The 25,246-nt window shown below is 43.5% G+C and carries 18 protein-coding genes, 9 tRNA genes and 1 pseudogene; 23 read left to right on the top strand and 5 right to left on the bottom strand.

Translation table 11 applies throughout. The features are described from left to right. Window positions 1-39 precede the first annotated feature (39 nt). The 3 genes from glsB to trmB form a co-directional block, all read right to left on the bottom strand. Window positions 40-960: a glutaminase B gene (gene glsB / locus OCU35_RS02090; protein ID WP_102454986.1), complete on the bottom strand. Its 921-nt coding sequence runs from the start codon at window positions 958-960 to the stop codon at window positions 40-42. Window positions 961-1,036: 76 nt separating this feature from the next. Further along, complete coding sequence (locus OCU35_RS02085; protein ID WP_261825570.1) at window positions 1,037-2,068, bottom strand: TRM11 family SAM-dependent methyltransferase; 1,032 nt, start codon at window positions 2,066-2,068, stop codon at window positions 1,037-1,039. Between the two features lie 72 nt (window positions 2,069-2,140). Next, entirely contained in the window at window positions 2,141-2,860 is a 720-nt protein-coding gene (trmB, locus tag OCU35_RS02080) for a tRNA (guanosine(46)-N7)-methyltransferase TrmB (RefSeq protein ID WP_017032839.1), read from the bottom strand. Between the two features lie 208 nt (window positions 2,861-3,068). On the opposite strand from trmB, the gene mutY reads away from it, so the two are divergent. From mutY to OCU35_RS02020, 12 genes are all read left to right on the top strand, one after another. Further along, window positions 3,069-4,121 carry an A/G-specific adenine glycosylase gene (gene mutY, locus OCU35_RS02075; protein ID WP_261825569.1) on the top strand — a complete coding sequence of 351 codons (1,053 nt, stop codon included), beginning with the start codon at window positions 3,069-3,071 and terminating at the stop codon, window positions 4,119-4,121. A gap of 9 nt (window positions 4,122-4,130) precedes the next feature. After that, complete coding sequence (locus OCU35_RS02070; protein WP_017027133.1) at window positions 4,131-4,403, top strand: oxidative damage protection protein; 273 nt, start codon at window positions 4,131-4,133, stop codon at window positions 4,401-4,403. Between the two features lie 47 nt (window positions 4,404-4,450). Continuing rightward, window positions 4,451-5,590, top strand: a complete 1,140-nt coding sequence (gene mltC / locus OCU35_RS02065; RefSeq protein ID WP_102328573.1) for a membrane-bound lytic murein transglycosylase MltC — start codon at window positions 4,451-4,453, stop codon at window positions 5,588-5,590. A 104-nt stretch (window positions 5,591-5,694) separates the two neighbouring features. Then, window positions 5,695-5,770: transfer RNA gene (locus tag OCU35_RS02060), tRNA-Phe, on the top strand. Window positions 5,771-5,824: 54 nt separating this feature from the next. Further along, window positions 5,825-5,900: transfer RNA gene (locus OCU35_RS02055), tRNA-Thr, on the top strand. Between the two features lie 8 nt (window positions 5,901-5,908). Then, a tRNA-Phe gene (locus OCU35_RS02050) sits at window positions 5,909-5,984 on the top strand. A 38-nt stretch (window positions 5,985-6,022) separates the two neighbouring features. Further along, window positions 6,023-6,098 (top strand) — tRNA-Asn (locus OCU35_RS02045). Window positions 6,099-7,561: 1,463 nt separating this feature from the next. After that, window positions 7,562-7,637: transfer RNA gene (locus OCU35_RS02040), tRNA-Phe, on the top strand. Window positions 7,638-7,682: 45 nt separating this feature from the next. Next, window positions 7,683-7,758, top strand: a tRNA-Thr gene (locus tag OCU35_RS02035). Between the two features lie 21 nt (window positions 7,759-7,779). Further along, window positions 7,780-7,855: transfer RNA gene (locus tag OCU35_RS02030), tRNA-Asn, on the top strand. 33 nt (window positions 7,856-7,888) lie between these two features. Then, window positions 7,889-7,964, top strand: a tRNA-Thr gene (locus tag OCU35_RS02025). 20 nt (window positions 7,965-7,984) lie between these two features. Further along, window positions 7,985-8,060 (top strand) — tRNA-Asn (locus OCU35_RS02020). Between the two features lie 369 nt (window positions 8,061-8,429). On the opposite strand, the gene OCU35_RS02015 is transcribed toward OCU35_RS02020, so the two are convergent. Then, complete coding sequence (locus OCU35_RS02015; protein ID WP_017026781.1) at window positions 8,430-8,849, bottom strand: VOC family protein; 420 nt, start codon at window positions 8,847-8,849, stop codon at window positions 8,430-8,432. Window positions 8,850-9,462: 613 nt separating this feature from the next. Here OCU35_RS02015 and OCU35_RS02010 point away from each other — a divergent pair. From OCU35_RS02010 to OCU35_RS02000, 3 genes are all read left to right on the top strand, one after another. Then, a complete protein-coding gene (locus OCU35_RS02010; protein WP_065210235.1) occupies window positions 9,463-11,349 on the top strand; it encodes a PTS mannitol transporter subunit IICBA in 1,887 nt (628 codons plus the stop codon). Window positions 11,350-11,454: 105 nt separating this feature from the next. Continuing rightward, a complete protein-coding gene (locus OCU35_RS02005) occupies window positions 11,455-12,603 on the top strand; it encodes a mannitol-1-phosphate 5-dehydrogenase (protein ID WP_102334598.1) in 1,149 nt (382 codons plus the stop codon). Between the two features lie 65 nt (window positions 12,604-12,668). Beyond that, window positions 12,669-13,205, top strand: coding sequence for an MltR family transcriptional regulator (locus OCU35_RS02000; RefSeq protein WP_065210237.1), 537 nt, complete (start codon window positions 12,669-12,671; stop codon window positions 13,203-13,205). 54 nt (window positions 13,206-13,259) lie between these two features. On the opposite strand, the gene nagB is transcribed toward OCU35_RS02000, so the two are convergent. Further along, window positions 13,260-14,060 carry a glucosamine-6-phosphate deaminase gene (gene nagB / locus OCU35_RS01995; protein WP_017026777.1) on the bottom strand — a complete coding sequence of 267 codons (801 nt, stop codon included), beginning with the start codon at window positions 14,058-14,060 and terminating at the stop codon, window positions 13,260-13,262. A 345-nt stretch (window positions 14,061-14,405) separates the two neighbouring features. On the opposite strand from nagB, the gene OCU35_RS01990 reads away from it, so the two are divergent. From OCU35_RS01990 to OCU35_RS01955, 8 genes and pseudogenes are all read left to right on the top strand, one after another. Next, complete coding sequence (locus OCU35_RS01990; RefSeq protein WP_017026776.1) at window positions 14,406-15,173, top strand: DeoR/GlpR family DNA-binding transcription regulator; 768 nt, start codon at window positions 14,406-14,408, stop codon at window positions 15,171-15,173. A gap of 56 nt (window positions 15,174-15,229) precedes the next feature. Next, on the top strand, window positions 15,230-17,062 hold the full coding sequence (gene glmS, locus OCU35_RS01985; RefSeq protein WP_017026775.1) for a glutamine--fructose-6-phosphate transaminase (isomerizing): 1,833 nt from the start codon (window positions 15,230-15,232) through the stop codon (window positions 17,060-17,062). A 139-nt stretch (window positions 17,063-17,201) separates the two neighbouring features. Beyond that, on the top strand, window positions 17,202-18,032 hold the full coding sequence (locus OCU35_RS01980) for a TnsA endonuclease N-terminal domain-containing protein (RefSeq protein WP_237304593.1): 831 nt from the start codon (window positions 17,202-17,204) through the stop codon (window positions 18,030-18,032). Continuing rightward, window positions 18,019-20,103, top strand: coding sequence for a transposase (locus OCU35_RS01975; RefSeq protein WP_261825568.1), 2,085 nt, complete (start codon window positions 18,019-18,021; stop codon window positions 20,101-20,103). Before OCU35_RS01980 ends, OCU35_RS01975 begins: the two co-directional genes overlap by 14 nt. Next, on the top strand, window positions 20,103-21,761 hold the full coding sequence (locus tag OCU35_RS01970; RefSeq protein WP_261825567.1) for an AAA family ATPase: 1,659 nt from the start codon (window positions 20,103-20,105) through the stop codon (window positions 21,759-21,761). The genes OCU35_RS01975 and OCU35_RS01970 overlap by 1 nt, the downstream gene beginning before the upstream one ends. 2 nt (window positions 21,762-21,763) lie before the next feature. Next, window positions 21,764-22,222 (top strand): annotated as a pseudogene (locus tag OCU35_RS01965) (TniQ family protein); the annotation flags it as partial. A gap of 156 nt (window positions 22,223-22,378) precedes the next feature. After that, a complete protein-coding gene (locus tag OCU35_RS01960) occupies window positions 22,379-23,281 on the top strand; it encodes a TnsD family Tn7-like transposition protein (protein ID WP_261825896.1) in 903 nt (300 codons plus the stop codon). Between the two features lie 10 nt (window positions 23,282-23,291). Beyond that, entirely contained in the window at window positions 23,292-24,920 is a 1,629-nt protein-coding gene (locus OCU35_RS01955; RefSeq protein WP_261825566.1) for a Tn7-like element transposition protein TnsE, read from the top strand. The last annotated feature ends 326 nt before the right edge of the window (window positions 24,921-25,246 follow it).

The following is a 25,246-nucleotide window of genomic DNA, read 5'->3' as shown; positions in this document are numbered from 1 at the left end:
AGAAGAGTAAACGGCAGCTGATGGCTTTTTACTAAACCCTCAAAAAATTGAGCGCCCTATACGCTCAGATAAAAGCTCTAAAGCTCTCGTACCTGCCAATGAATTGCCGGATGCATCAAGCTCTGGCGACCATACTGCGATCGTCATATCACCGGGCACAACAGCAATGATGCCTCCGCCCACACCAGACTTCCCCGGCATGCCCACTCGGTAGGCAAATTCACCCGCACCATCATACAAACCACAGGTGGCAAGTAAGGCGTTTAACTGCTTACTTTGAGTCACAGAGACCACACGTTTACCGGTTCTCACTGAGATACCCTTGTTGGCCAAATAGCTAAAGGTTTTCGCTAGATCGACACAGCTCATCTTTAGGGCGCAGGCGGTAAAGTAGTTCTCCAGTACCGGAATCACCTCGCTATTAAAATTGCCAAAAGAACGCATTAAATAGGCAATGGCCGCGTTGCGATCTCCGTGCATCATCTCCGATGCCGCAACTACCTTGTCATAGACAATATGCGTATCACCTGACAGCTGACGCACGAACTCCAGAAGGTACTGCCTTGGAGCAGACAAGCGACAATTAAGCAGATCAGCAACCACTATAGCCCCCGCATTGATAAATGGGTTGCGAGGAATGCCTTGTTCCATTTCCAGCTGGATCAGTGAATTAAATGCTTGGCCAGAGGGCTCTTTTCCGACTCTTGTCCAAATGTCTTCTTGCTCATACAGGCGCATGGCAAGGGTTAGGCTAAGGGCTTTGGATATAGACTGGATGGAGAATGCCTCGTCCGCATCTCCTGCCTTAAAAACTTCACCTTGATTGGTATATACAGCGATGCCAAGTTTGGTGCTTGGTACTTGAGCGAGTGCAGGAATGTAGTTTGCAACTTTCCCTTGCCCTATCAAGGGGGCTACTTCTGCTAGGATATCTTGCAATAATTCAGCTGTTGGTTTCATTTCTTACCTTGGGTTATTCAAGGACAAAAAAGCCAACACTAGGTTGGCTTTAGGAAAATCGCTATTTAAGGCTAGTTTAAGGTTTAACAGCAATAAAGATATTACGGTTAATTGACTGGTCTACGCGGTGCAGATATCCAGTGTAAGGTTCTTTATCTTGTACCTCAAAGCCTTGCTCGGCAAACAGCTCTGCTAGCTCAGTCCACTTCAGAGTGAACTCATTGAACGACAACACTATCGCGCCCTTTGGCTTCAATACACTCTTCCACGCTGGAAGTGCTTCCTCAATCAACTCTAGTGGGCTTCGAGCCATCTTAGTGTCTTTGGCACTCTTGCTGCCATGCTGCACACCATAAGGAAGGTCAGAGACCATCACATCACATGAGTTTTTCTTGATGATTTGATTCACAATGCGTGTATCAGCTGCGTACAACTTCATCGACTGCCCAAGGTCTTTCACAAAGTCTTCTTTGTTGACCGCGGCATTAACCACAAAGCCATCGGCAATCTTTTTGCCCGCACTTCCGGTACGTTTTTCCTTGGTCACTTTATGCTTATAACGACCATTTTTCATGTACTTAACGATAAAGGTTTGGATCTCTTGAACCCATTTGGCATTGATCTCGACACCCATAACGTCTAGACCTTGGATCAAGCCCTCATACAGAGTTGTTCCTTTGCCACACATAGGGTCCATCAGACACTTTCGCGTGCTGTTAGTTTTAGCCGCACTTAAACCTAAATTAACCATCAAGCGAGTAAATTGCTCATTGGTTTTTCCTGTGTAGCGCAGGATCTGACTCATGCTTTCGGGGAAGGTATTGAACGCTTCAGGTTGCAGTGGCTTGAGTAGTCCCGACTCTACGACTTGGAAAATGGCATAATAAATCGACGACGACGACAGCCTTTTGAGTTGCTGCGCATCCAGTTCTTTATCTGTTTCAAACACTAGAGCTGCAGGTAAACCGATATCCTTTTCCAAGACTTCATCCACGATGATGTCCATAGAAGCAAGAATCGCTTTTAGCTCTGAACACGCGATCTTTACTGCGGTATCAAAGTAGATGCGGTTGTGACCCGGATTGGCCAAAATAGCGTATTGAAACATCCAAAAACCTTATTGTTAAATTTGAGCAAGATAGAAATAAAAAAGGGCTACCTAGTAGCCCCTCGATATCAATTAAGCAGTGCGCTTATATTTAATATCCCAGACACCATGTCCAAGGCGATGACCTCGAGCCTCAAACTTGGTCAAAGGACGCTCCTCTGGGCGAGGAATATAGTCACCATCTGTAGCAATGTTAGCAAAGCCTGGAGCTTGGTTCATAATCTCAATCATGTGCTCTGCATAGTTTTCCCAGTCAGTCGCCATGTGGAAAATACCCGTTTCCATCTGAAGCTTTGAACGAAGCATCTCAGCAAACTCAACCTGCACGATACGACGCTTGTGGTGACGCTTCTTGTGCCATGGGTCAGGGAAGAACAGCTGAACGGTCTGTAAGCTGCCATCCTGGATCATGTTCTCAAACACCTCAACGGCATCGTGACACATAACACGAAGGTTAGTGATACCCTCATCACGAGCAAGACCTAGACAAGCACCAACACCTGGGCGGTGAACTTCAATACCAATGAAGTTCTTCTCTGGAGCAGCCTTCGCCATTTCGACTAACGAAGCGCCCATACCAAAGCCAATCTCAAGTACGACTGGGTTAGTGTTACCAAACACCTGTGCCCAATCTAGCAATTCATTTTGATAATCGATGCCCATCGTCGGCCAACATTCGTTCAAAGCGGTTTCCTGACCTTTAGTCAATCGACCTTCTCGACGCACAAAACTGCGGATTTTTCTCACCAGTTTGCCATCTTCGGTATATTCGTTAGTCGTTACTTCGCTCATTCTGTTGCCTGTTCATCGATTAATCAAAGCGGGAATTATCCAAAGAAATCTTCATTACGCAAGTGCATAAATCATTTCAAAGGCAAATTATTCCAATTTCTATGCATATTGGCTGTCTATCGCGCTTAATCAGCACAACTTAGTTTTACTTAACCTAACTATTATGGTGCAATTTCTAACCTTTGATGACTAATTTTGTGGGCTCTCAGTGACACCATTCGCAAATCAGATACTTACTTGGTATCAGCAATACGGTAGGAAACACCTTCCTTGGCAGCAAGACAAAACAGCTTACAAGGTATGGCTATCAGAAATAATGCTACAGCAGACGCAAGTGGCCACTGTCATCCCCTATTTTGAGCGCTTTTTAGAACAGTTTCCTGATGTTAACTCTCTGGCTAAGGCTCATATTGATGAGGTGCTGCACCTTTGGACAGGGCTTGGCTATTACGCCAGAGCGCGCAATCTGCACAAGAGTGCACAAATCGTAGCAGACCAATATAACGGTAGCTTCCCATTAGATATTGAAGAGCTTAATGCTCTGCCCGGCATTGGTCGCTCTACTGCAGGCGCGATATTGTCATCGGTATTTAATCAGCCTCACCCTATCCTAGATGGCAATGTAAAAAGGGTTCTTGCTCGATGTAATGCCATTGATGGTTGGCCTGGTAAAAAGGTCGTTGAAAACGCGTTATGGGCAGTGGCTAGTGAGCATACCCCTGACAAGCGAGTAGACGAATACAACCAAGCTATGATGGATATGGGAGCCATGGTTTGCACTCGCAGCAAGCCTAAGTGTTCGTTGTGCCCCGTTTCTGAGCACTGCGTTGCTTTTAAGCAGCAGAACCAAACTGACTATCCGGGTAAAAAGCCTAAGAAAGAGAAACCTACAAAACAAACTTGGTTTGTGATTCTTCATCATAGCGATGAGGTGTGGCTGGAACAAAGACCCTCATCAGGTATCTGGGGAGGCTTACATTGTTTTCCCGAGCAGCCTAACGCCGATATCCAACACTACTTACAGACCTTAGGTTGTAGTGAGGGTGAAATTAACAATGCGAAAACGTTGATCGCCTTTAAGCATACTTTCAGTCATTATCACCTAGATATTACGCCTGTATTGTTAAACCTAGAGCAAGTTCCTAGCCTTGTAATGGAACAAAACCAAGGTCTTTGGTATAACTTGTCTCAACCACAGAAACTTGGGCTGGCTGCACCGGTTAAGAACCTGCTAGCAAACCTCAAGTATGATCTAACATAAGGAACACTCATGAGTCGCACAGTATTTTGCGAGCATCTAAAGAAGGATGCAGACGGTCTGGATTTTCAACTGTATCCCGGTGAACTTGGCAAACGCATCTTCGATGGCATCTCTAAAGAAGCTTGGGCCATGTGGCAAAGCAAGCAAACCATGCTAATCAACGAGAAAAAGTTGAACATGATGGATCCTGAGCATCGAAAATTACTAGAAACAGAAATGGTTAACTTTCTGTTTGAGGGCAAAGACATCGTTATCGATGGCTATACGCCACCTAGTCAATAATCCTATCGAGTGGCTTTTGCCACTCTTTTTTTAGTTTTTGGATGCCAATGAAAAAGCTGCTTTATCTTGCCCTTCCCTTAATTCTTGCTGGTTGCAGTCGTGAATTTGTAGAAAAAATCTACGACGTAAACTATGAACCTACTAGCCGATTTGCGGCGAAAAATTTAGCGCCTAAGCCCGGACAGTTTGAAAAAGACACCGCAGCTCTCGACTCATTGATCAGTAGTTTTACCGGTGATATTGAGAAAAAATGGGGTAAACAGCAGGTCAAGGTTGCTGGTAAAAGCAACTATGTAAAGTACATAGATAACTATGACAGCCGAGCTGAAGTTAACTTTTCAACAGGCAAGATCACGATCGAAACCGTGGCCTCTAATGATCCAAAAGCCCACCTGAAAACGGCGATCATCACCACTTTATTGACACCTGATGATCCTGCGCATGTTGATCTTTTCTCTTCATCCAACATTAAGCTAGAAGGTGAACCCTTTTTATATCAACAAGTTGTAGATCAAGAAGGCAAGCCAATCCAGTGGAACTGGCGAGCGAATAAGTTTGCAGACTACCTCATTGCAAACAAGATGAAGACTAAAAAAGTGGACTACAAAATAGCCCACTATGTAGAAATACCTATGGTCGCTACGCACTCAGATGTGCGCTCCTATAAGTACGCCGATATTGTACGAAGGGCGTCGCAGCGCTACGACATTCCAGAAGACCTGATCTACGCGATCATTAAAACAGAAAGCAGCTTTAACCCCTACGCAGTGAGTTGGGCGAATGCCTACGGACTTATGCAGGTGGTACCCAAAACCGCAGGTGCCGACGTGTTTAAGCTGGTTAAAAAGAAGCCAGGCATCCCTACCCCGGAGTATCTGTTCAATCCTGAAAATAATATTGATACCGGCACCGCTTACTTTTACATTCTGAAGAACCGCTACTTGAAGGATGTGAACAATTTCTTATCCCTTGAGTACAGTATGATCTCGGCATACAACGGCGGAACAGGTGGAGTATTGAACACCTTCGACCGAAACAGTCGTAGTAATGCGATGAAAAACTTAAATTCTTTGCAGCCAAATCAAGTTTATTGGGCATTAACCAATAAACATAGCAATGCTGAAGCTCGAAGATATTTGGAGAAGGTGACCAAATATAAGCGCGATTTTAACCAAGGAAAGGGATAATTTGAGCAATATGCTCAAATTAAAAGCAAACAACACGCTTTTTGAAAAAAAACCAAAAAACAGGTTGACGAATTCCTCAAAAATACGTTTAATAGCGCTCCGTTGCCCGGATAGCTCAGTCGGTAGAGCAGAGGATTGAAAATCCTCGTGTCGGTGGTTCGATTCCGCCTCCGGGCACCACAATTTGATTGTTGGTGTTCAAGTAACGTCAACATTGCACAAAGAATAAAGTGTGCCGACTTAGCTCAGTAGGTAGAGCAACTGACTTGTAATCAGTAGGTCACCAGTTCGACTCCGGTAGTCGGCACCATTCTTTATGCCTCGATAGCTCAGTCGGTAGAGCAGCGGATTGAAAATCCGCGTGTCGGTGGTTCGATTCCGCCTCGAGGCACCATTATTTGGTGCTGAATGTGAAAACATTGCACAAATAATTCCCCTTTAGTTCAGTTGGTAGAACGGCGGACTGTTAATCCGTATGTCGCAAGTTCAAGTCTTGCAAGGGGAGCCACATTATAAGCCTCAGTCCTAGGACTGGGGCTTTTTTGTATCTGTCGAATTCTACCTGCGTTCAGCAACCAAGCTTCCCCATTACCGTCGTCTCCGAAGTCTTTTATCGGAGACCTCTTCAATTGCAGATCTAACCAGATCCCCGATAAAACCATTCGGGGATGACGCTGATTAACCCTTTATACAAGTTAGCTACCAATCAGCTCACTTCTTACTTCATCAAGTGCTAACCATCTTCAGCAACTCAAGCTTTCCCACTACCGTCGCCTCCGAAGTCTTTTATCGGAGACCTCTTCAACTGCCGAACTCATTAGATCCCCGATAAAACCATTCGGGGATGACGTTGGTTTTGCCTTTTATACAATTTAACCACTAACCAACGTACTTCTTTCTTCATCAAGTGCTAACCATCTTCAGCAACTCAAGCTTTCCCACTACCGTCGCCTCCGAAGTCTTTTATCGGAGACCTCTTCAACTGCCGAACTCATTAGATCCCCGATAAAACCATTCGGGGATGACGTTGGTTTTGCCTTTTATACAATTTAACCACTAACCAACGTACTTCTTTCTTCATCAAGTGCTAACCAATCTTCAGCAACTCAAGCTCCCATTACCGTCGTCTCCGAAGTCTTTTATCGGAGACCTCTTCAATTGCCGAACTCATTAGATCCCCGATAAAACCATTCGGGGATGACGTTGATTAACCCTTTATACAAGTTAGCTACCAATCAGCTCACTTCTTTCTTCATCAAGTTCTAACCAGTCTTCAGCAACTCAAGCTTTCCCACTACCGTCGCCTCCGAAGTCTTTTATCGGAGACCTCTTCAATTGCCGAACTAACCAGATCCCCGATAAAACCATTCGGGGATGACTTTGTTTTACCTTTTGGACGCAAGGTAACTGGTAAGCTGCGCACTTCTTTCTTCATCAAGTGCTAACCAATCTTCAGCAACTCAAGCTTTCCCACTACCGTCGTCTCCGAAGTCTTTTATCGGAGACCTCTTCAATTGCCGAACTAATTAGATCCCCGATAAAACCTTTCGGGGATGACGTTGATTTGCCCTTTACGCACCAGTGAACCAGCCATTAGCAGAATCAAGCTCACTTAATATTTCTTCTCTCAATAATCCCCCTCTTTACCTCTGCTACTAAAAGAATAATAAACCAACACTCAAAAACTTATCTCTCAGCTAATCTCTAGATATGCTCACAGTTAGCGACCAATAAGTTATTACTCAGTACGATCTCCCTGTCATCATCACTAAGTCATAGGTTTATCAATCGCTACCCTATATGTGGTGAGCGATGAATGTAGCAATAAGAAAAGAATTCGTTATTAATTGGTGAAAAAATCGCTCTTTTATACATAAAATGTACGCTTCGGACTAGAATTTCATCAAGCGGAATATTTTTTGCATTTTTTTGTTGACCTGAATAACGAAAAACCGTTTAATACCCCCCGTCGCCCGGATAGCTCAGTCGGTAGAGCAGAGGATTGAAAATCCTCGTGTCGGTGGTTCGATTCCGCCTCCGGGCACCACAATTTAATTGTTGGTGTCTTAGACATCAGTAAAGAATATAGTGTGCCGACTTAGCTCAGTAGGTAGAGCAACTGACTTGTAATCAGTAGGTCACCAGTTCGACTCCGGTAGTCGGCACCATTTATTTACTTTAAAAGTAATTCCCCTTTAGTTCAGTTGGTAGAACGGCGGACTGTTAATCCGTATGTCGCAAGTTCAAGTCTTGCAAGGGGAGCCATTTTTCATCACTAGCTAATGCTATTGATACGGCGCCGACTTAGCTCAGTAGGTAGAGCAACTGACTTGTAATCAGTAGGTCACCAGTTCGATTCCGGTAGTCGGCACCATTTATTTGCTTAAAAGTAATTCCCCTTTAGTTCAGTTGGTAGAACGGCGGACTGTTAATCCGTATGTCGCAAGTTCAAGTCTTGCAAGGGGAGCCACATTATAAGCCCAGTCCTCGGACTGGGCTTTTTTGTATCTGTCGAATTTTGAAAAGTAGCTTTGTGAACAGTGAATATGTCGTAACCGAAACTCGGCGTGTTAAGTCTCACAAGGGAAGCTACATTAGAAGCCCTAGTCCTCGGACTAGGGCTTTTTTGTCTCTGAAGAACTTTGTGTACAGCGGATATGTCACTACGGAGGCTAGGCTAATTACATCGTCATTCCAGCCTTGAGCTGGAATCTTAGGTAGATCTGAAGCATCCAAGATACTGGCCTTCGCCAGTATGACACTTTAAAACGTTGGCTACAGGGAAGGTACTCAAAAGCCCTTCATCTAAATATTCCTCTTTCCAAAAAAGTACTAACCACTATTGATTATTCGCTCCCACATCATTCTGGCAATGCAGCATCCAACGGATACCAAACTTATCAACGAGCTGCCCAAAGTGTGCCCCCCAAAACATATCGGTTAGAGGCATAATCACCTGCCCTTCTTCCGCCAATGCATTAAATATCTCAGCCTGTTGGCTCATATCGTCAAGCATTATAGATAGGGCAATAGGTCCGTCTCTCTCTGTGCTTTTCAGGCCGTCTGACATCATCAGTGAGAAGTGAGGGCATTTAAACTCGGCATGCATAACCCAATGAGGTTCGGCGCCCTCTATAACCTGGGGAGCGTCAGAGAAGAGCTGCTGTGAAACAACCTCACCAGAGAAAACGTCACAATAAAAAGCTAGGGCCTGTTCGCATTTCCCTGAGAAAAACAAATATGGAGTCAGTTGGCTCATACGTACACCTTGAGTGAGTTTGTCTGTATCTCAAAACTAGGAGTGTCACGAACAATCTTCAAGTTAGAGCACTCATAAAAGCCCAGTAATTCCCAAATACTAATCACTACAATATAAAGCAGACTCGACTCACCCAAGATCAATGGCTCTACATCTGTTTGCCAGTTCACATAGGTTAAAACGCAGATACTCACTTTTTTAGAATATCACTCTGCAAGAAGTGTAATTTAATTACAAAATGTTACTACCAACCCTTACACGTGCAAAAACCATACAGACAAAGCCTACAAACCAACCATTAATTCACAGTAGTTATGTATAAAATGCTACAAATGAGATCTATATCACAATAAATATTCTCACCAAAGAAAGAAAAACGTGATCTTCATCCGGATGAAATGAGAGTAAATATCAATAAATGGCTTATGTAATTTATTGACACCCCTTTTATGTGATCAGAATCACCATCAATTAATAACACAAACAATACATGCGTGATCGAGGTCACATTTAATGGGTGGTACGTGCGTTTTTAAATTTATGTGATAGATTTTTGTCAACGTTAACCAGAACAACACTGCCAACTGGCTCAAATAATAAACGAGGTCACCCTATGCTATCTCCCGAAGCTAAGATCAAAGTACAGAACTTTGGTCGTTTCCTCTCCAACATGGTTATGCCTAATATTGGGGCATTCATTGCTTGGGGTTTCATTACCGCCCTATTCATTCCAACAGGCTGGATTCCTAACGAAACGTTAGCCGCTATGGTTGGTCCTATGATTACCTACCTTCTACCGCTCTTAATCGGTTATACAGGTGGTAAAATGGTCGGAGGCGACCGCGGAGCTGTAGTAGGTGCAATCACTACTATGGGTGTTATCGTTGGTACTGACATTCCAATGTTCATGGGTGCAATGATCGTAGGTCCTCTAGGCGGCCTAGCAATCAAGAAATTTGACGCTGCAGTTCACGGTAAAGTGAAGAGTGGCTTTGAGATGTTGGTAAACAACTTCTCTGCCGGTATCGTTGGTATGATTTGTGCCATCCTAGCATTCTTAGTTGTTGGTCCTGCGGTTAAACTTCTATCTTCAGCACTTGCTGCTGGTGTAGACGTAATGGTAAACGCTGGCTTGCTTCCTTTAGCTTCTATTTTTGTAGAGCCTGCGAAGATTCTGTTCCTAAACAACGCAATCAACCACGGTATCTTTACTCCACTAGGTGTTCAGCAATCTGAAGAACTAGGTCGTTCAATCTTCTTCCTGATTGAAGCGAACCCAGGTCCAGGTCTTGGTCTACTTCTAGCGTACATGGTATTTGGTAAAGGCAACGCTAAGCAATCTGCTGCTGGTGCTTCTATCATCCACTTCTTTGGTGGTATTCACGAAATCTACTTCCCATACGTATTGATGAACCCTCGTCTAATCCTTGCTGTAATCGCAGGTGGTATGACTGGTGTATTCACTAACGTAGTATTTAGCTCAGGTCTGATTTCTCCAGCATCTCCTGGCTCTATCTTTGCCGTTCTAATCATGACACCTAAAGATTCATTCATCGGTGTAATTCTTTCTGTAGTAGCAGCGGCAGCGGTATCATTCCTTGTTGCATCATTGCTAATGAAAACTCAAGCTCAAGCAGACGATGAAGAAGACTCTCTAGAGAAAGCAGCAAGTCAAATGAAAGACATGAAAGCGTCTTCTAAAGGCCAAGCTGCAAACGCTGACGTAAACATGTCAGCAGTAAAAAACATCATCGTAGCGTGTGACGCAGGTATGGGTTCAAGTGCAATGGGTGCAGGTCTACTACGTAAGAAAGTAGAAGCGGCTGGCCTAGATATCTCAGTAACTAACCTAGCAATCAACAACCTACCGCAAGATGTCGATATCGTTGTAACGCACAAAGATCTTACTGACCGTGCTCGTTCAGTTGTTGATAGTGCTTACCACATTTCACTGTCTAACTTCCTAGACGGCGCTGTGTACGACAATCTCGTTGCACAACTCCTAGAAGCTCAAGGTGCTTCAGAAGCCCCAGCAGTTGCTAAAGAAGAGACAGAGCAGCAAGGTACATTGAAACTGTCAAACGACAATATCTTCCTTGGCATGCAAGCAAAGACTAAAGAAGAAGTCATTAAATTTGCCGGTGAGCAACTGGTTAAGCTTGGCAATGTTCGCCCAGAATATGTAGACGGCATGCTTGCTCGTGAAGAGTTGGTATCAACCTACCTAGGTGAGTCAATTGCTGTACCACACGGCACTATCGAAGCTAAGCAGTATGTTGAAAGCACTGGCATCGTGTTCTGCCAATTCCCTGAAGGTATTCAGTGGGGTGAAGACGAAGATGATGTTGCGAAGATGGTAATCGGTATCGCGGCACAAGGTGACGAACATATTCAAGTTATCACCGCTATCACTAATTCACTTGATGACGAAGAAGCTGTTGAACTGTTGAAGACTACATCGAACCCTCAAGATGTATTGAATATCCTCAACGGAAAATAAAATTGCTTTAAGTCACGCTCCTAAGTAAGTGACGAGGCCAGCTCCCCTTATTATTACGCTGGCCTCCTTTTTATTTTTATTAATTTCTATTGGTTAGGTACTGTTATGAAAGCTTTACATTTTGGCGCAGGTAACATTGGTCGTGGTTTTATCGGTAAGCTGCTTGCTGACGCTGGTATCGCTGTGACATTTGCAGATGTAAATGAAACTGTAGTGAACGCTCTTATCGAGCGAAATGAGTATTCAGTTAAGGTTGTTGGCGCAGATTGTGTTGTAGACACAGTTTCAAACGTAACCGCTGTTAACTCAACTAGCCCTGAAGTTGTGAACTGCATTGCAGAGTCAGACATGGTGACAACTGCAGTAGGACCTACAGTTCTGAACATCATCTCAAAAACCATCGCACAAGGCCTTGAGCTACGTTTCTCACAAGGTAATGAAGCACCACTAAACATCATTGCTTGTGAAAACATGGTACGTGGTACGACTCAGCTTAAAGAAGCCGTTTACGGCCACCTAAGTGATGAAGCACAAGCGAAAGCTGACCAATATGTAGGCTTTGTTGATTCAGCAGTAGACCGTATCGTTCCACCAGCAGAAGAAGGTGAAACGGACCCACTAGCCGTGACCGTTGAAACCTTTAGTGAGTGGATCGTCGATCAAACTCAATTCAAGGGCGAAATTCCTAACATCCCTGGTATGGAATGCACTGATAACCTAATGGCATTTGTTGAGCGTAAACTATTTACCCTGAACACTGGCCACTTAATCACTGCATATCTCGGCGTTCTTGCCGGTCACGAGACCATCAAGGATTCTATCGAAGATCCTGCGATTCTTGCAGAAGTACAAGCGGCAATGGAAGAAAGTGGTGAAGTATTGATTCGTCGCTACGGCTTTGATCCTAAAGCTCACGCAGCTTACATTCAAAAGATTCTTGGTCGATTCGCCAACCCGTTCCTTCGTGATGAAGTGGATCGCGTAGGCCGCCAACCAATTCGTAAGCTAAGCCCTCAAGACCGTTTGATTAAGCCGCTTAACGGTACTCTAGAGTACAACCTACCGAACACGCACCTGCTAAAAGGTATCGCTGCTGCATTCCATTATAAGAATGACGACGACCCACAAGCAGTTGAACTTCAAGCTATGTTTGCTGAAAAAGGCTTTGCTGAGACATTAGCGCACTACTCTGAGCTGAATGTTGATGCTGAAGTTGTTAAACTAGCGGAACAAGCTTACCTAGCGATTAAATGATCCAAACAATAGGTGCCTCTTATGAGGCGCCTTTTAATTTTAGTCCCCACAACAATAAGAGTAGTATGCCCATAACCCCTGAGCATGAAACAGAACTCCTTGAGGCCCTTTCTGAAGCAGAGAGCGCTCACGAGTGCCTGCTCACTGCCTATGATGCATTAGACGATACCGTTGATGCATTGCTCAAGAGTATCTTTTTCAAAGATGATTATGCGGTTAAATTTGTGGTTGACCCCTTACTAACGAACGATGGTCCTTTAGGGGAAATCCAAGTAAGAACCAAGCTTTTGTTAGGGTTAGGAAGTATCTCCAAAGAGATTTACGACGATATAGAGATCTTCGTGACGTTAAGGGAGTGGGCTAAGATTCAGGGAGAAGAAGTCAGCTTCACTGAGGTTGATGTGCTCTTTGAGCTCAACAAGATAAACTCAATTAAGGGCATTATGCCACTTGAGTTTGATGCGACCTTTGCTGAAGGTATGAGTGGCGCCACATTAGACATGTTTCTAACTCGGCACTTCCAGAGAGTACGCTCTACCCTAGTGCTCGCCATCACGGATATCATCAACAAACTCTGTCGTGAAAATGACTTAACCTCCTAAGACAAAAAAACCACCTTGCGGTGGTTTTTTATTATCTATTCAATCGAACCAAGCTTATAGATCTTTGATGTTCTCAGCTTCTAGCTCGTTAAAGTACTTAACCGTTTTCACTTTAAGTTCTTGCTGTGCAGGTTCATCAGCAACGATGATTGCCTTGTTGTGAAGCTGTAGAGCCGTCACTGTCCACATGTGATTTACACTACCTTCAACAGCCATTTGCAATGCTTGCGCTTTGTTGTGGCCTAGAGAAAGAATCATCACTTCTTCCGCATCAAGCAAAGTAGCAACGCCGATAGTTAGTGCGTATTTTGGAACTTGGTTGATGTCGCCATCAAAGAAGCGAGAGTTCGCAATGCGAGTATCTTCAGTTAGAGTCTTGATACGTGTACGCGATGATAGAGATGAGCCTGGCTCATTGAAAGCAATGTGCCCATCAATGCCAACACCACCCATGAATAGGTTAATCTTGCCGTAAGACTTCATTTTAGCTTCGTATGCTGCGCAGTGAGCATCGATATCATCCGCTAAGCCATCAAGTAGGTTGATGTTTTCTTCTTGAACATCAACATGATTAAAGAAGTTGTTGTACATGAAAGAGCGATAAGATTCTGGATGCTCAGGGTCAATGCCTACATACTCATCCATGTTGAAGGTAACAACGTTCTTGAAGCTCACTTCACCCGCTTTATACAATTCAATTAATGCTTTGTAAGTGGTTAGTGGAGTGCCACCTGTTGGTAGACCCAGAACAAATGGTCGCTCTGCTGTTGGTTGGAACTTGTTGATGCTTGCAACGATATGACGAGCAGCCCACTTACCTACTTTTTCAGCATTGCTTAACGGAATCAGTCTCATAACTCTACCTTTCTAGTAATTAGGGTTTTAATGTTTTTTTGTAGTGTAAAATAAGTAGTAATTTTGTCCAACCCTTATTAGCGATTTTTTGACCTAGATCAGCCATAATCAGCAAAACTCAGGCCTTAAACCTTCAATAAATGCCCTTTCATTGCCTTTCTAAACGAAAGATAGCAAGCGTAAACACCCAAATAATTCTCTTCGAAAATTATGCTTTTCAATTCATAAATAACAGTACCTTATGACAAAAGGCCGTGACCTTACTGGTTTCGACTGGCTTTCGAAGTGTAGACATTTAAGTTTCGATATGAAAGAATGCAGCCACTAAAACGAAAGAAACCGAATATGACTAAACGAAATACTCAAATTCGACGCAGTGCTATCGCCTCTCTTGTAGAGGAACAAGGCGAAGTGACTGTGGAGGAACTAGCAAAACGCTTTGATACGTCAGAAGTTACTATTCGTAAAGATCTCGCATCGTTAGAACAAAGTGGACAGCTACTCCGTCGCTATGGTGGCGCAGTCTCTATCCCAACCGAAACGGTAGCCGAAGAGCTCAATATACTGATTTCAGAAGAGAAGCTATCTCTAGCCTCAGTCGCCGCCTCCTTGGTTCGTGACCACAATCGAATATTAATCGATAGCGGTAGCACCACTGGTGCTCTTATTTCTAAGCTAAATACCAAGAAAGGCTTAGTGGTAATGACAAACTCATTAACCGCAGCGAATGCGCTCAATGAGCTAGAGAGTGAGCCGACCCTATTGATGACAGGTGGCACTTGGGATGCACATTCAGATTCATTTCAAGGCCAAGTCGCCGAAGCAGCTCTTCGTTCGTACGATTTTGACCAGTTGTTTGTTGGCGCCGATGGTATCGACCTTGAGCGAGGAACGACTACCTTTAATGAACTCATTGGTTTAAGTCGCGTGATGGCTGAGGTATCTCGCCAGGTCATCGTCATGATTGAGTCAGACAAGATTGGTCGTCGTATCCCCAACTTAGAACTCGCTTGGGATAGCATCGATATCGTAATTACCGATAAAAACCTGTCTGACGAATACAAACAAATTATCGAATCAAAAGCTGTTCGCGTTATCCGAGCAGCCAACTAAATTTAAAACTACTATCGTCTTTGCGGTATGTGCAAAGACAAACTGGAGAATAAAACATGTGTGGAATTGTTGGTGCAGTAGCACAGCGTGATGTAGCAGAAATCCTTGTAGAAGGCCTTCGTCGTCTTGAGTACCGTGGTTACGACTCAGCAGGCGTTGCTGTTGTTGACGCAGAGTCAAACCTAACTCGCGTTCGCCGCTTAGGTAAGGTTCAAGAACTTGCAGACGCTGTAGATGCACAAAACGTTCTAGGCGGCACAGGTATCGCACACACTCGCTGGGCAACGCATGGCGAGCCAAGTGAAGTAAACGCGCACCCTCATATGTCGGGTGACATTGCTGTTGTACACAATGGCATCATTGAAAACCACGAAGAGCTACGTGAACTTTTAGTTGGCCGTGGCTATGTATTTACATCTCAAACCGATACTGAAGTTATTGCTCACCTAGTTGAGTGGGAACTAAGAACATCAGCTTCTCTAGTTGAGGCACTACAAAAGACTGCTAAGCAACTTGATGGTGCTTACGGCACAGTAGCAGTTGATCGCAAAGACCCAAGCCGTATCGTTGTCGCTCGCTCTGGTAGCCCAATTGTGATTGGTTTAGGTGTAGGTGAGAACTTCCTTGCTTCAGATCAGCTAGCGCTACTTAACGTAACGCGTCGCTTCATCTACCTAGAAGAAGGTGATATCGCAGAAATCACGCGCCGTGACGTATCTATCTTCGATGCAGAAGGTCACTCAGTAGAGCGTGAAGAGCACGAATCTAACGCTGAGCACGATGCCGGTGATAAAGGTAAATACCGTCACTTCATGCAAAAAGAGATCTTCGAGCAACCTACAGCGCTAATCAGCACTATGGAAGGCCGTATCTCTGCAGACTCAGTCATCACTAACGCTATCGGTGTTAAAGCAGAAGAAATCCTTAGCAAGGTAGAACACGTTCAGATCATTGCTTGTGGTACGTCATACAACTCAGGTATGGCTGCTCGTTACTGGTTCGAATCAATCGCTGGCGTAAGCTGTGACGTAGAAATCGCTTCTGAGTTCCGTTACCGCAAGTTCGTAACTCGTCCAAATAGCCTACTTGTGACTCTTTCTCAATCAGGTGAAACGGCCGATACGCTAGCTGCACTTCGCCTAGCAAAAGAAAAAGGTTACATGGCGGCAATGACCATCTGTAACGTGGCAGGCTCTTCTCTTGTTCGTGAGTCTGATTTTGCCTTCATGACCCGTGCGGGAACAGAGATCGGTGTTGCTTCAACAAAAGCATTCACCACTCAACTTGCTGCAATGCTGATGATGGTAGTTTCAATTGGCCGTCTGCAAGGTCGCGTCGATTCAGCTCGTGAAGCCGAGATTGTTCAAGCTCTACATGAACTGCCAACAGCCATTGAAAAAGCGCTAGCGTTCGACAAAGAAATCGAAGCTCTAGCCCCTGATTTTGCTGACAAGCATCATACGTTATTCCTAGGCCGCGGTGAGTACTACCCAATTGCGATGGAAGCATCTCTTAAACTCAAAGAGATCTCTTACATCCATGCTGAAGCATACGCAGCAGGTGAGCTTAAGCACGGTCCACTTGCTCTTATTGATGCCGATATGCCAGTAGTGGTTATCGCACCAAACAACGAACTTCTAGAGAAGCTGAAATCTAACGTTGAAGAAGTTCGTGCACGCGGTGGACTGCTGTATGTATTTGCTGACGAAAAAGCGGGCTTCGAGAGCGATGAAAACATGAAGATCATCAAGATGCCTCATGTAAATGAAATTACAGCGCCTATCTTCTACACGGTTCCAATGCAGTTACTGTCGTACCATGTGGCATTGATCAAAGGTACCGACGTAGACCAACCTCGTAACCTAGCAAAAGCGGTTACTGTTGAGTAAACGTATAACTCTCTGTTTTTAAAGGTGTCGGTAGACATTAAAGTTTGAAACTGTGACATTAAAGTTTGAAACTGTAACACTAAAGTTGAAAACTTTTTAAACCCGGTTAAACTGATTAAAAGTTAACCGGGTTTTTGTTATGGCAAAATCAAAGTACGTTTTAACTGAAAAACAAATCATCAAGCGGATAAATGAAGGCCGAGGTGCAGGAAGGCTTTCCAACTATAAGCCGTGGCTGTATGTTACTGAGGTTCCTTCAGAAGGCCGATCTCAGAGAGTCTACTCTCACCTAACTGGCCGAATTCATCATGTACTATCGGATCTTGAGTTCGCAGTCTTTCTACTTCTAGACCATAACCCTGCCGTAACAGACATTCGTGAGCAGTTTCCACTCAACAGGGATGACACTCTTAATATTTCCAAGGAAGGTCAGCTTTGGCACCCTTCGCAAGGAGGGATAAACCTTGTCATGTCCTCAGATTTTTTGATTAACACAGCTTCTAAAACCCAGCCTAAGTTTGCTATTCAAGCAAAGTACTCCAAAGATTTAAAAGACCCAAGAACCATTGAAAAGCTTGAAATAGAACGCCGTTATTGGCAGCTCAAAAAAATCCCCTGGTTCCTAGTGACAGATAAAGAGATAGACAAAACAGTCGTATCGAATATTGAGTGGCTATACGGGGTTAAGGGATACTTTGATGAAGTAATAACGGATGAGCTATCGCTTACTTTTGGGCATATCGGTGCTTATTTTGTTCAACACCCAGAAAGAAAAGTCGTTGAACTGTGTAAAGAGTATGACATGGCATACCAGCAAGATCTTGGTCAGTCACTTTATGATATTCGTTTAATGTGTGCAGCAAGGCTTATTACGTTCGATATTCGTTTACCATTTTATAGTTTGAAAGCTAAAGAAATTGCGTTTAGAAGCGGATCTTTGTTCGGGGGGCATCGTAATGTGGCCAGTTAACGAAACTCTAGCGTTTAACGGTAAGGCGTACCGCGTGCTTTTTACTGAGACAAGTTACTTCTATTGGATCGCTATTGATGAGGATAAAGGTTTACCTGAAAGAGTCTATTTTGATGAATGCCGCAACTGGGTCGATGAAGGGCGTATAGAAAAAATTCCTGACCCTTATTCATATCTTCAAGGAGAATCTTGGAGCAAAGAGTCAAATGTATATCAGGAAAGGCACAACGACTTTGATTTGATTAAGCCTATCGTAGATGGCGAAGGAGCGTTTGACAAAAGAGTTCGAGCAAAAAGGTTTAGTCATGCGGTTGCCAGTTCAAATAAAACAAAATCGACCATCTATCGTTTAGTTCGGAGATATTGGCAGCGTGGACAAATAAAAAATGCTCTAATACCAGATTACAAAAACTCAGGCGCTGCCGGAAAGAGAAGAAACTTCACAACAAATAAAGCTGGTAAGTCTAGGGTTTACGGCGTCGGTGATGGCAAACAAGTCACTGAAGAAATCAGAAAACAGTTCCGAATTATTTGTGATAAATATTTGATGAATGATAAAGGGAACTCCGTTGCTTATGCACATAGGAAGTTTTCAAAAGCATATAAATTAAAGAACCCAGATGCTGAAGAGCATGAAATTCCAACACTCCGCCAATTTAGATATTTCTACAAAACCGAGTATAGCAAGGTCACAAAGCTTACCGTTCAAACACCTCAAGGCAATTACAATAAAGATGTTAGGCCACTACATGGAACTGCAACCGAGCAAGCTTTAGGCCCAGGTAGTCGATATGAGATTGATGCCACCATTGCAGATATTTACTTAGTAGATGATGACGATGCAGACAAGGTTATCGGTCGGCCGACGATTTATATGGTCATTGATGTTTTTAGTCGAATGGTTGCTGGTTTTTATATTGGTTTCGATAATCCATCTTTCCCCGTTGCAATGAAAGCCCTGATATGCAGCTTTAGCAGCAAAGTAGAAACCTGCGCAAAATATGGTATCGATATTTCAGAAGAACAGTGGCCATGCATAGGTATTCCTGATGTATTGCTAGCTGATCGCGGTGAATTGATGAGCCACCAAGCAAATTATTTGGTTGATGCTATTGGTGTTCGACTTGAAAGTGCTCCACCTCGAAGAGGCGATGCTAAAGGCATTGTCGAGAGATCATTTGGCACATTACAGGCTAAGTTCAAGCCCTATATGCCAGGTGTCGTAACTGGTAACAAGGTTAAGAAGCACGGTGAAAAAGATTATAGAGTTGAAGCTGCTGTGGCGAGATCTGACTTTGTTGAGATATTGCTCTATTCAATACTTGCTCACAACTTAAATAAACCTTTAGAAAAGTACGATCGTGCTCCTGATATGCCAGAAAACCTTCCCTCGATCCCAATTGAACTTTGGAAGTGGGGGCTTCAACATCGTACTGGACGTATACGAGCCATTGATACGGATCTTGCAAAGGTACTGCTGTTACCGCGTCAAAAAGTCACTGTATCCGAGTTAGGCATAAAGTTATGGGGATTAACCTACACAGGAAAAGAAATTATTCAGATAGGATGGATGCACCGCTCTTCGGAAGTATCTAGACCTAAAAAACTATTTGCAGCTTATGAGCTTGGTTCTGCTAATCACATATATCTTTTTCCTGAAGAAGGAAAAAATACATTTTGGGTTTGTGATCTTTCTAGTCGAAGTAGAGAGTTCCGTGATCTAACTTGGTATCAAGTATGGGAGCGTCAAGCAGATCAAAAGCAGATTTTAGCTGAAGCTAAGTATCAATTTGCACCCGTAGAACGAGATTTTGATGATCTTCTTGAAAAGAAACTGAAGAAAGCTACAAAAAATCGTAAAACCAGTACATTGAGCAACGCGCAAAAGATAAATGACATCAAAGGCAATAAACGGAATGCGCGAGAGCAAGAGAGAAAGGAACTAGCAATACAGCCCGCGAGGGCAAAACAAGAAGAAGTTGCACCGGTTATACCTATACATGGAGAGGAGGAAAGTTATCAACTGCCTGACTTCATACCGGAGCTCTTTGATGATGAGGGTGATAGCTGATGAAGAGAAATCAAGATCATCGTGTAGTTGCAGTCTATCAAGGTGCAACACTCTCAGCTTATCGAGGTAACCCGCTGATAGAGGCACTACCACCAATAAATAGTTTCTTGGACGACTCGAGTGCTCTAAAGGGCTCGTTGAGGTGTACCGCAGAAGATATCCATCGAAATGGTATTGAAAGAGCGCATAGTATCTGTCGTGTTATTGATGATTTTTTTCAACCCCTCAGTCAGCACATACAGTTGCACGAACGACTGTCACTGATGATACGGCGTGGTTATGTTGGAAGAAACCCCGAAACAGGTGATTGGGCAAGACATATACAAAATGGTTACGAACGTGTATTAACTGGTGATTTAAAGGCGATAAAGTTCACGGAAGTTAGTTCTACAGCCCAAAGTATGACATTGATTGGATGTAGCGGTAATGGCAAAACAACAGCGATCAAGCAGCTTTTGTCGTTATACCCTCAAGTTATTTACCACCCTGACAGAAACCTTGAGCAAGTCGTCTATCTAAAAATTGACTGCTCCCATGATGGATCACTTAAAGAGCTGTGCTTGAACTTTTTTCGTGCGATGGATAGAGCGTTAGGCACATCAAATTACGAAAGACAATACTCGATGAGCAAAAGACCGAGTATTGAAACACTTTTAGCAGCAATGGCTCAGGTTGCAAATGCTCACGCAGTAGGTGTTCTTATTATTGATGAAATACAGCACCTTAGTCGTTCTCGCTCTGGTGGCTCTGAGAAAATGCTCAATTTCTTTGTGACGTTAGTAAATACCATTGGTCTTCCTGTGATTTTGGTCGGGACACCACGAGCTCGTGAGATATTTGAGGCTGATATGAGATCTGCAAGGCGAGGCTCTGGTCTTGGAGCGATTTTTTGGGATCCAATGGAAGAAGGAAGAGAATGGAAAGCGCTCACGGATAAGTTATGGACTCTTCAATGGCTACAAAAACGTGATGAGGTGCTGTCGGATGACATTCGTTCTCTATGGTATGACCTGAGCCAAGGTGTTCTAGATATTGTGGTTAAGCTATATGTCTTGTGTCAGTTGAGAGCAATAGCGACAAAAGTAGAAAGGATCACACCTAAATTAATGCAACAAGTTTATGAGGATGAATTAAAACCTGTTCATCCAATGCTAGCAGCGCTTCGCTCAGGTGATGTTGAAGAAATGATTAAGTTTTCAGATCTTAAACTAAGCAATACTGATAAAAGGTTACTTGAGTTACAAAAACAGGTAGCAACAACTGTTAAGCAGACACCAGAGGAGTTTGCATATCAACAGCTCAGAACCGATGAAGAGCGACGTGTATATATGGCCCTAAAAGACGAGTTTGACTCAACACTTTTAGCTCCTGTAATACGACAGCTGTTTGACCTGAATCCAGATTTGACATGGGTCAGCTTACTGCCACTGGTACATGAGCAACTCACTAACCCTGAACAGTTACTATCTAAAAAAGAGCCTAAGCCAAATAAAGGCAAGAGGGCCTCCTCAATTAAACAGGCGCAATGGCATACCCTTGATAGTGAGGATTTGAGGTTTGTTCACTCTCAATCTGATTCTGATAGCGAAGTGTACACCGCAATGTCAAATTCGGGTCTGATTCTAGACATTCAGTCATTACTAGAAAAGGCGGTTTAATATTGCGTTGCTTCCCTGTCCCTTACCCAGATGAATTAATCTATAGCTTAGTAGCTAGAGCTGGAATTCGCAGTGCGATAACAAGCTCTAAACAGCTACTAGATGAAGTGTATGGTGACAGAAAAGTGATTGCGACAGTTGACCTGCCTAGTCATTTATCTTCAATATCAGAGCAGCTAGTTAACACGGGACGATTTGACGTCCAACAGCTTATTTATGAACATACAATGTTCCCGATTTACGCTCCTTTTGTTGACGAAAGCATTAGGGTTAGAGCGATGGAGCGAATGGAACATTGCGCTAAGGGCTCTGTTCATCTAATGCTAGGAGCCCCAGCTTCTATTGTAAAAACATCAGATGATTTTTGTGTTTGCCCAGCTTGTGTCGCGGAGCAAAAACAAAAATTTGGGGAAAGTTATTGGTCTAGGTTGTGGTTTTTACCATCCTTACCTTATTGCCCTGAGCACGGCCTTCTGAATAAATCGACAACCTCTTACCATGATAGTCGGCACACGTACCATGCATGTGGCCGAATACAATGTCAGCCCTTTTTATGTAACCACCAGAATATAACAGCGCAGCGGTTTGCTTACTTAGCGAGCAAAGCTAAAGAGGTAATGTGTTTACCAGCCCAAGGCTCCCCGACTCAGCATCAATGGAGCCTTTTCTACAATCATCTAGCACACGACTTTGGGTGTGGAAAAGGCCCTAAACAGGTTGCTCACGATAAGATTGCGGACTTAGTTGTAAGCAAGATCGTTACCCCTGAGCTAACCATCAATTCTGATAGAGATACTAACTGGCTTCGCACGTTATTTCGCCGTCATCGTAAAGCTTTTAGCTATCTACAGCACTTAACGGTTTGGTGTGCTTTTATTCCTGAAATGTCGGCTAGTGAGATCATAAAAGAAGTAAAATCAAAAGATAAAGTGACGGTATCGATCCCGAAGGACAATGCTCAGCTTGTGCCAAATCCAAGTGAAGAAAAACGTGAGCTGTGGCGTCACTTAATAGGTAACGCCCCGGTTAAGAGAGCACGCAAACTTCCTGGTGGTGGTGCACTGTATGCTTGGCTGTACCGAAATGATAGAGATTGGCTATTAGCTTTCAATCGAGTCCATCAATCCCATCCTCATGTAAGGCAGAAAAAAGTAGATTGGAGAGCAAGAGACCGATCACTAACTAAGCAGCTTATTAGAATTGTAGAACGATTAGATACTGTTGTTGATGGTCCTCGAAGAAGCAAAAATTTCTTACTTAAGCAGCTAGATGATTACGGTTCGGTGAGCAAAAAACTGAACTTATTACCCTTGCTATCTTTTGCTTTGAATCGGTATCAAGAAAGCGTCTTTGAGTTTCAAGCTCGTCGGCTAGTCATAGCTGTAATCGCAAAATCAAAAACAGGTTCAGGAATGAGTCGCTGGCAATTGATGCGTTCAGCAAGCCTTCCTAAAGAAAGAATAGTGCCAATTGTCGACGACTTACTTGGCTGGGTAGCCACGGGATCAAATCTAAAATAAGGATGTACTGATGGGAGCGAGGTTTTACAAGTGTGATGATGATGTGCGTGTAGTTCATACTGGTAAGATATTGGTGCGGGAAAGTGATAAGTCTTACCGGCCTTTAATTGAGGTTTGGTGCTATCCCCCACAGCAGAAAAATAATTTTCATGCGACTGCATTTTCTAACGTTCCTGCTTTGTATCGAGGAAAAATAATTAATCAAAGAGGGTTATCAGAAAGTTACGCTAAACGAGGGCGTCATAAATTTAGAAGTAATGAGCTCCTTCGACACAGTAACTTGAGTGAGTTCCCCGACTCAGAGTCAGCAGAGTCTTTGAGAAAGAAAGAGTCAGCGCAACATGCATTTGTATTAGACCGAGGCGCTGCCCCTAAACTGATTATTCCTCAGCTAGAGTTGGCAAGGGTCCTATTTTATGCCAGCTCTTACTTATCGCGAGCGTCATTAATGTCTTCTCGTTTGCTCACCGACTTCAAAGTCGAAGTCAACACCAAGGAGGATTATACCAATATCGAAGTGTTGCAAACATCAAACTTCCCTCCTTCCGCATTCAATGATTCTGCAACAAGAGCAATGTTGAGCTGGTTACTTATTGATAGCAATGCAAAGCGTTCATTTGAATCGATTTTTAGATACTTTAACGTCGAGAAGGACCGAGATGTATCTATGGGGTATAAGCGCTGGCTATTTCACTTCGCCCCCCCTCAAATGTCTGGGTGGTCTTTCTCGTATGAAGGCCGGCTTGATGCAAGTGGCCGCTACTTTCTGGTTGAAAAGATCACGGATATTGGAATTAATGCTCAAATGCCGTCTAGGGTCTATTTCCATAATCCTTCTTTTACGCATCCAGATGAAGGCCAAGAGTCAACCACTGGTGGAAAATGCCCTGAACCATACGAGCGGCCAGAAGAGCATATTATCGATGATGAGCGTGAGGCTTCCGATGCTAACCATGCATTCTTACTAGGTGAAAATACTTGCTCAGTAAGGTTTAAAAATCGTTTTTCAACGTCGAAAGCAACAACGCCTAAAAGAAGTCATCGGCCAGATAGAAGCAAAGATGCAGCTAAGAAAGCTGGTGATATGGTCAGTACCAATGAACCTGGCAGTAATGGTGAGATACCTTCGGCAGACATGGGTGGAGGTATGCAAGATTGCACTGATAGATCAGAGGAGTATGCCTCTCGTTTTACGGCCTTTAACATGATGGTGCAAATGCTAGAGGAAAAATACGCCTGCACAATCATTGACTCGTACACTCATGAGCTAGATCAGGTTGGACGTAGTAAATGCCACTTGATTGACTCTGATGCAAAGAGAACGATTCGTTGCGTTGTCGTGGAGCGAAATAGTCATGTGAATTACTTGCTCGAAGTTGATGTAACGGGCCTGAATAAATGGCTCTCAACCAAATGCGTTAGGCAGAACGATACTCGTAACTGGAAAAATCAGTTTTCTAGAATCAAAAAAGGCGTGGTGACAAAATCTCTTGGATGGCCAACACAAGAAATGGATGCCATGTTTGGCTTCAAAAAGCACATTGGCATTTCTCACCCTAAATCAGTAGAGGGGCACCCTACAGGTATTCCAACTGAATCTATCTTAGACTGGGCCGGGAGGGTTGCTGAGAAACTCTAGTGTTTTTAGCTATGTGGCAAGCGATTCGTGGCACTATCTGAATTCGAAGTGCCTCCAAATGATTTAGAGTTAATGTCCATTACATTGTTTTAATTAGCTTCCAATTTATCCCTCACCAATAATATTCCTCTTAAATTTTTTCTCAATATGCTTGACCTATGTCTAACACATAGGTTTTAAGCTACAACTAATACACATTGGTAACGAATTGGAGATAGTTATGAGTTGTTGTAACAAAGCCCCAAACGGTGGGAGCAGTGACCCTAAGTTGTTACTTAAACTGTTTATTGGGTTGTTTGTGATTATATTTTTAGTCGCATTTATTT

It is taken from the genome of Vibrio breoganii, assembly GCF_024346795.1.
In the GTDB taxonomy this organism is placed as follows: Bacteria; Pseudomonadota; Gammaproteobacteria; order Enterobacterales; family Vibrionaceae; genus Vibrio; species Vibrio breoganii.
This window is presented reverse-complemented; position numbering and strand designations above follow the sequence as displayed.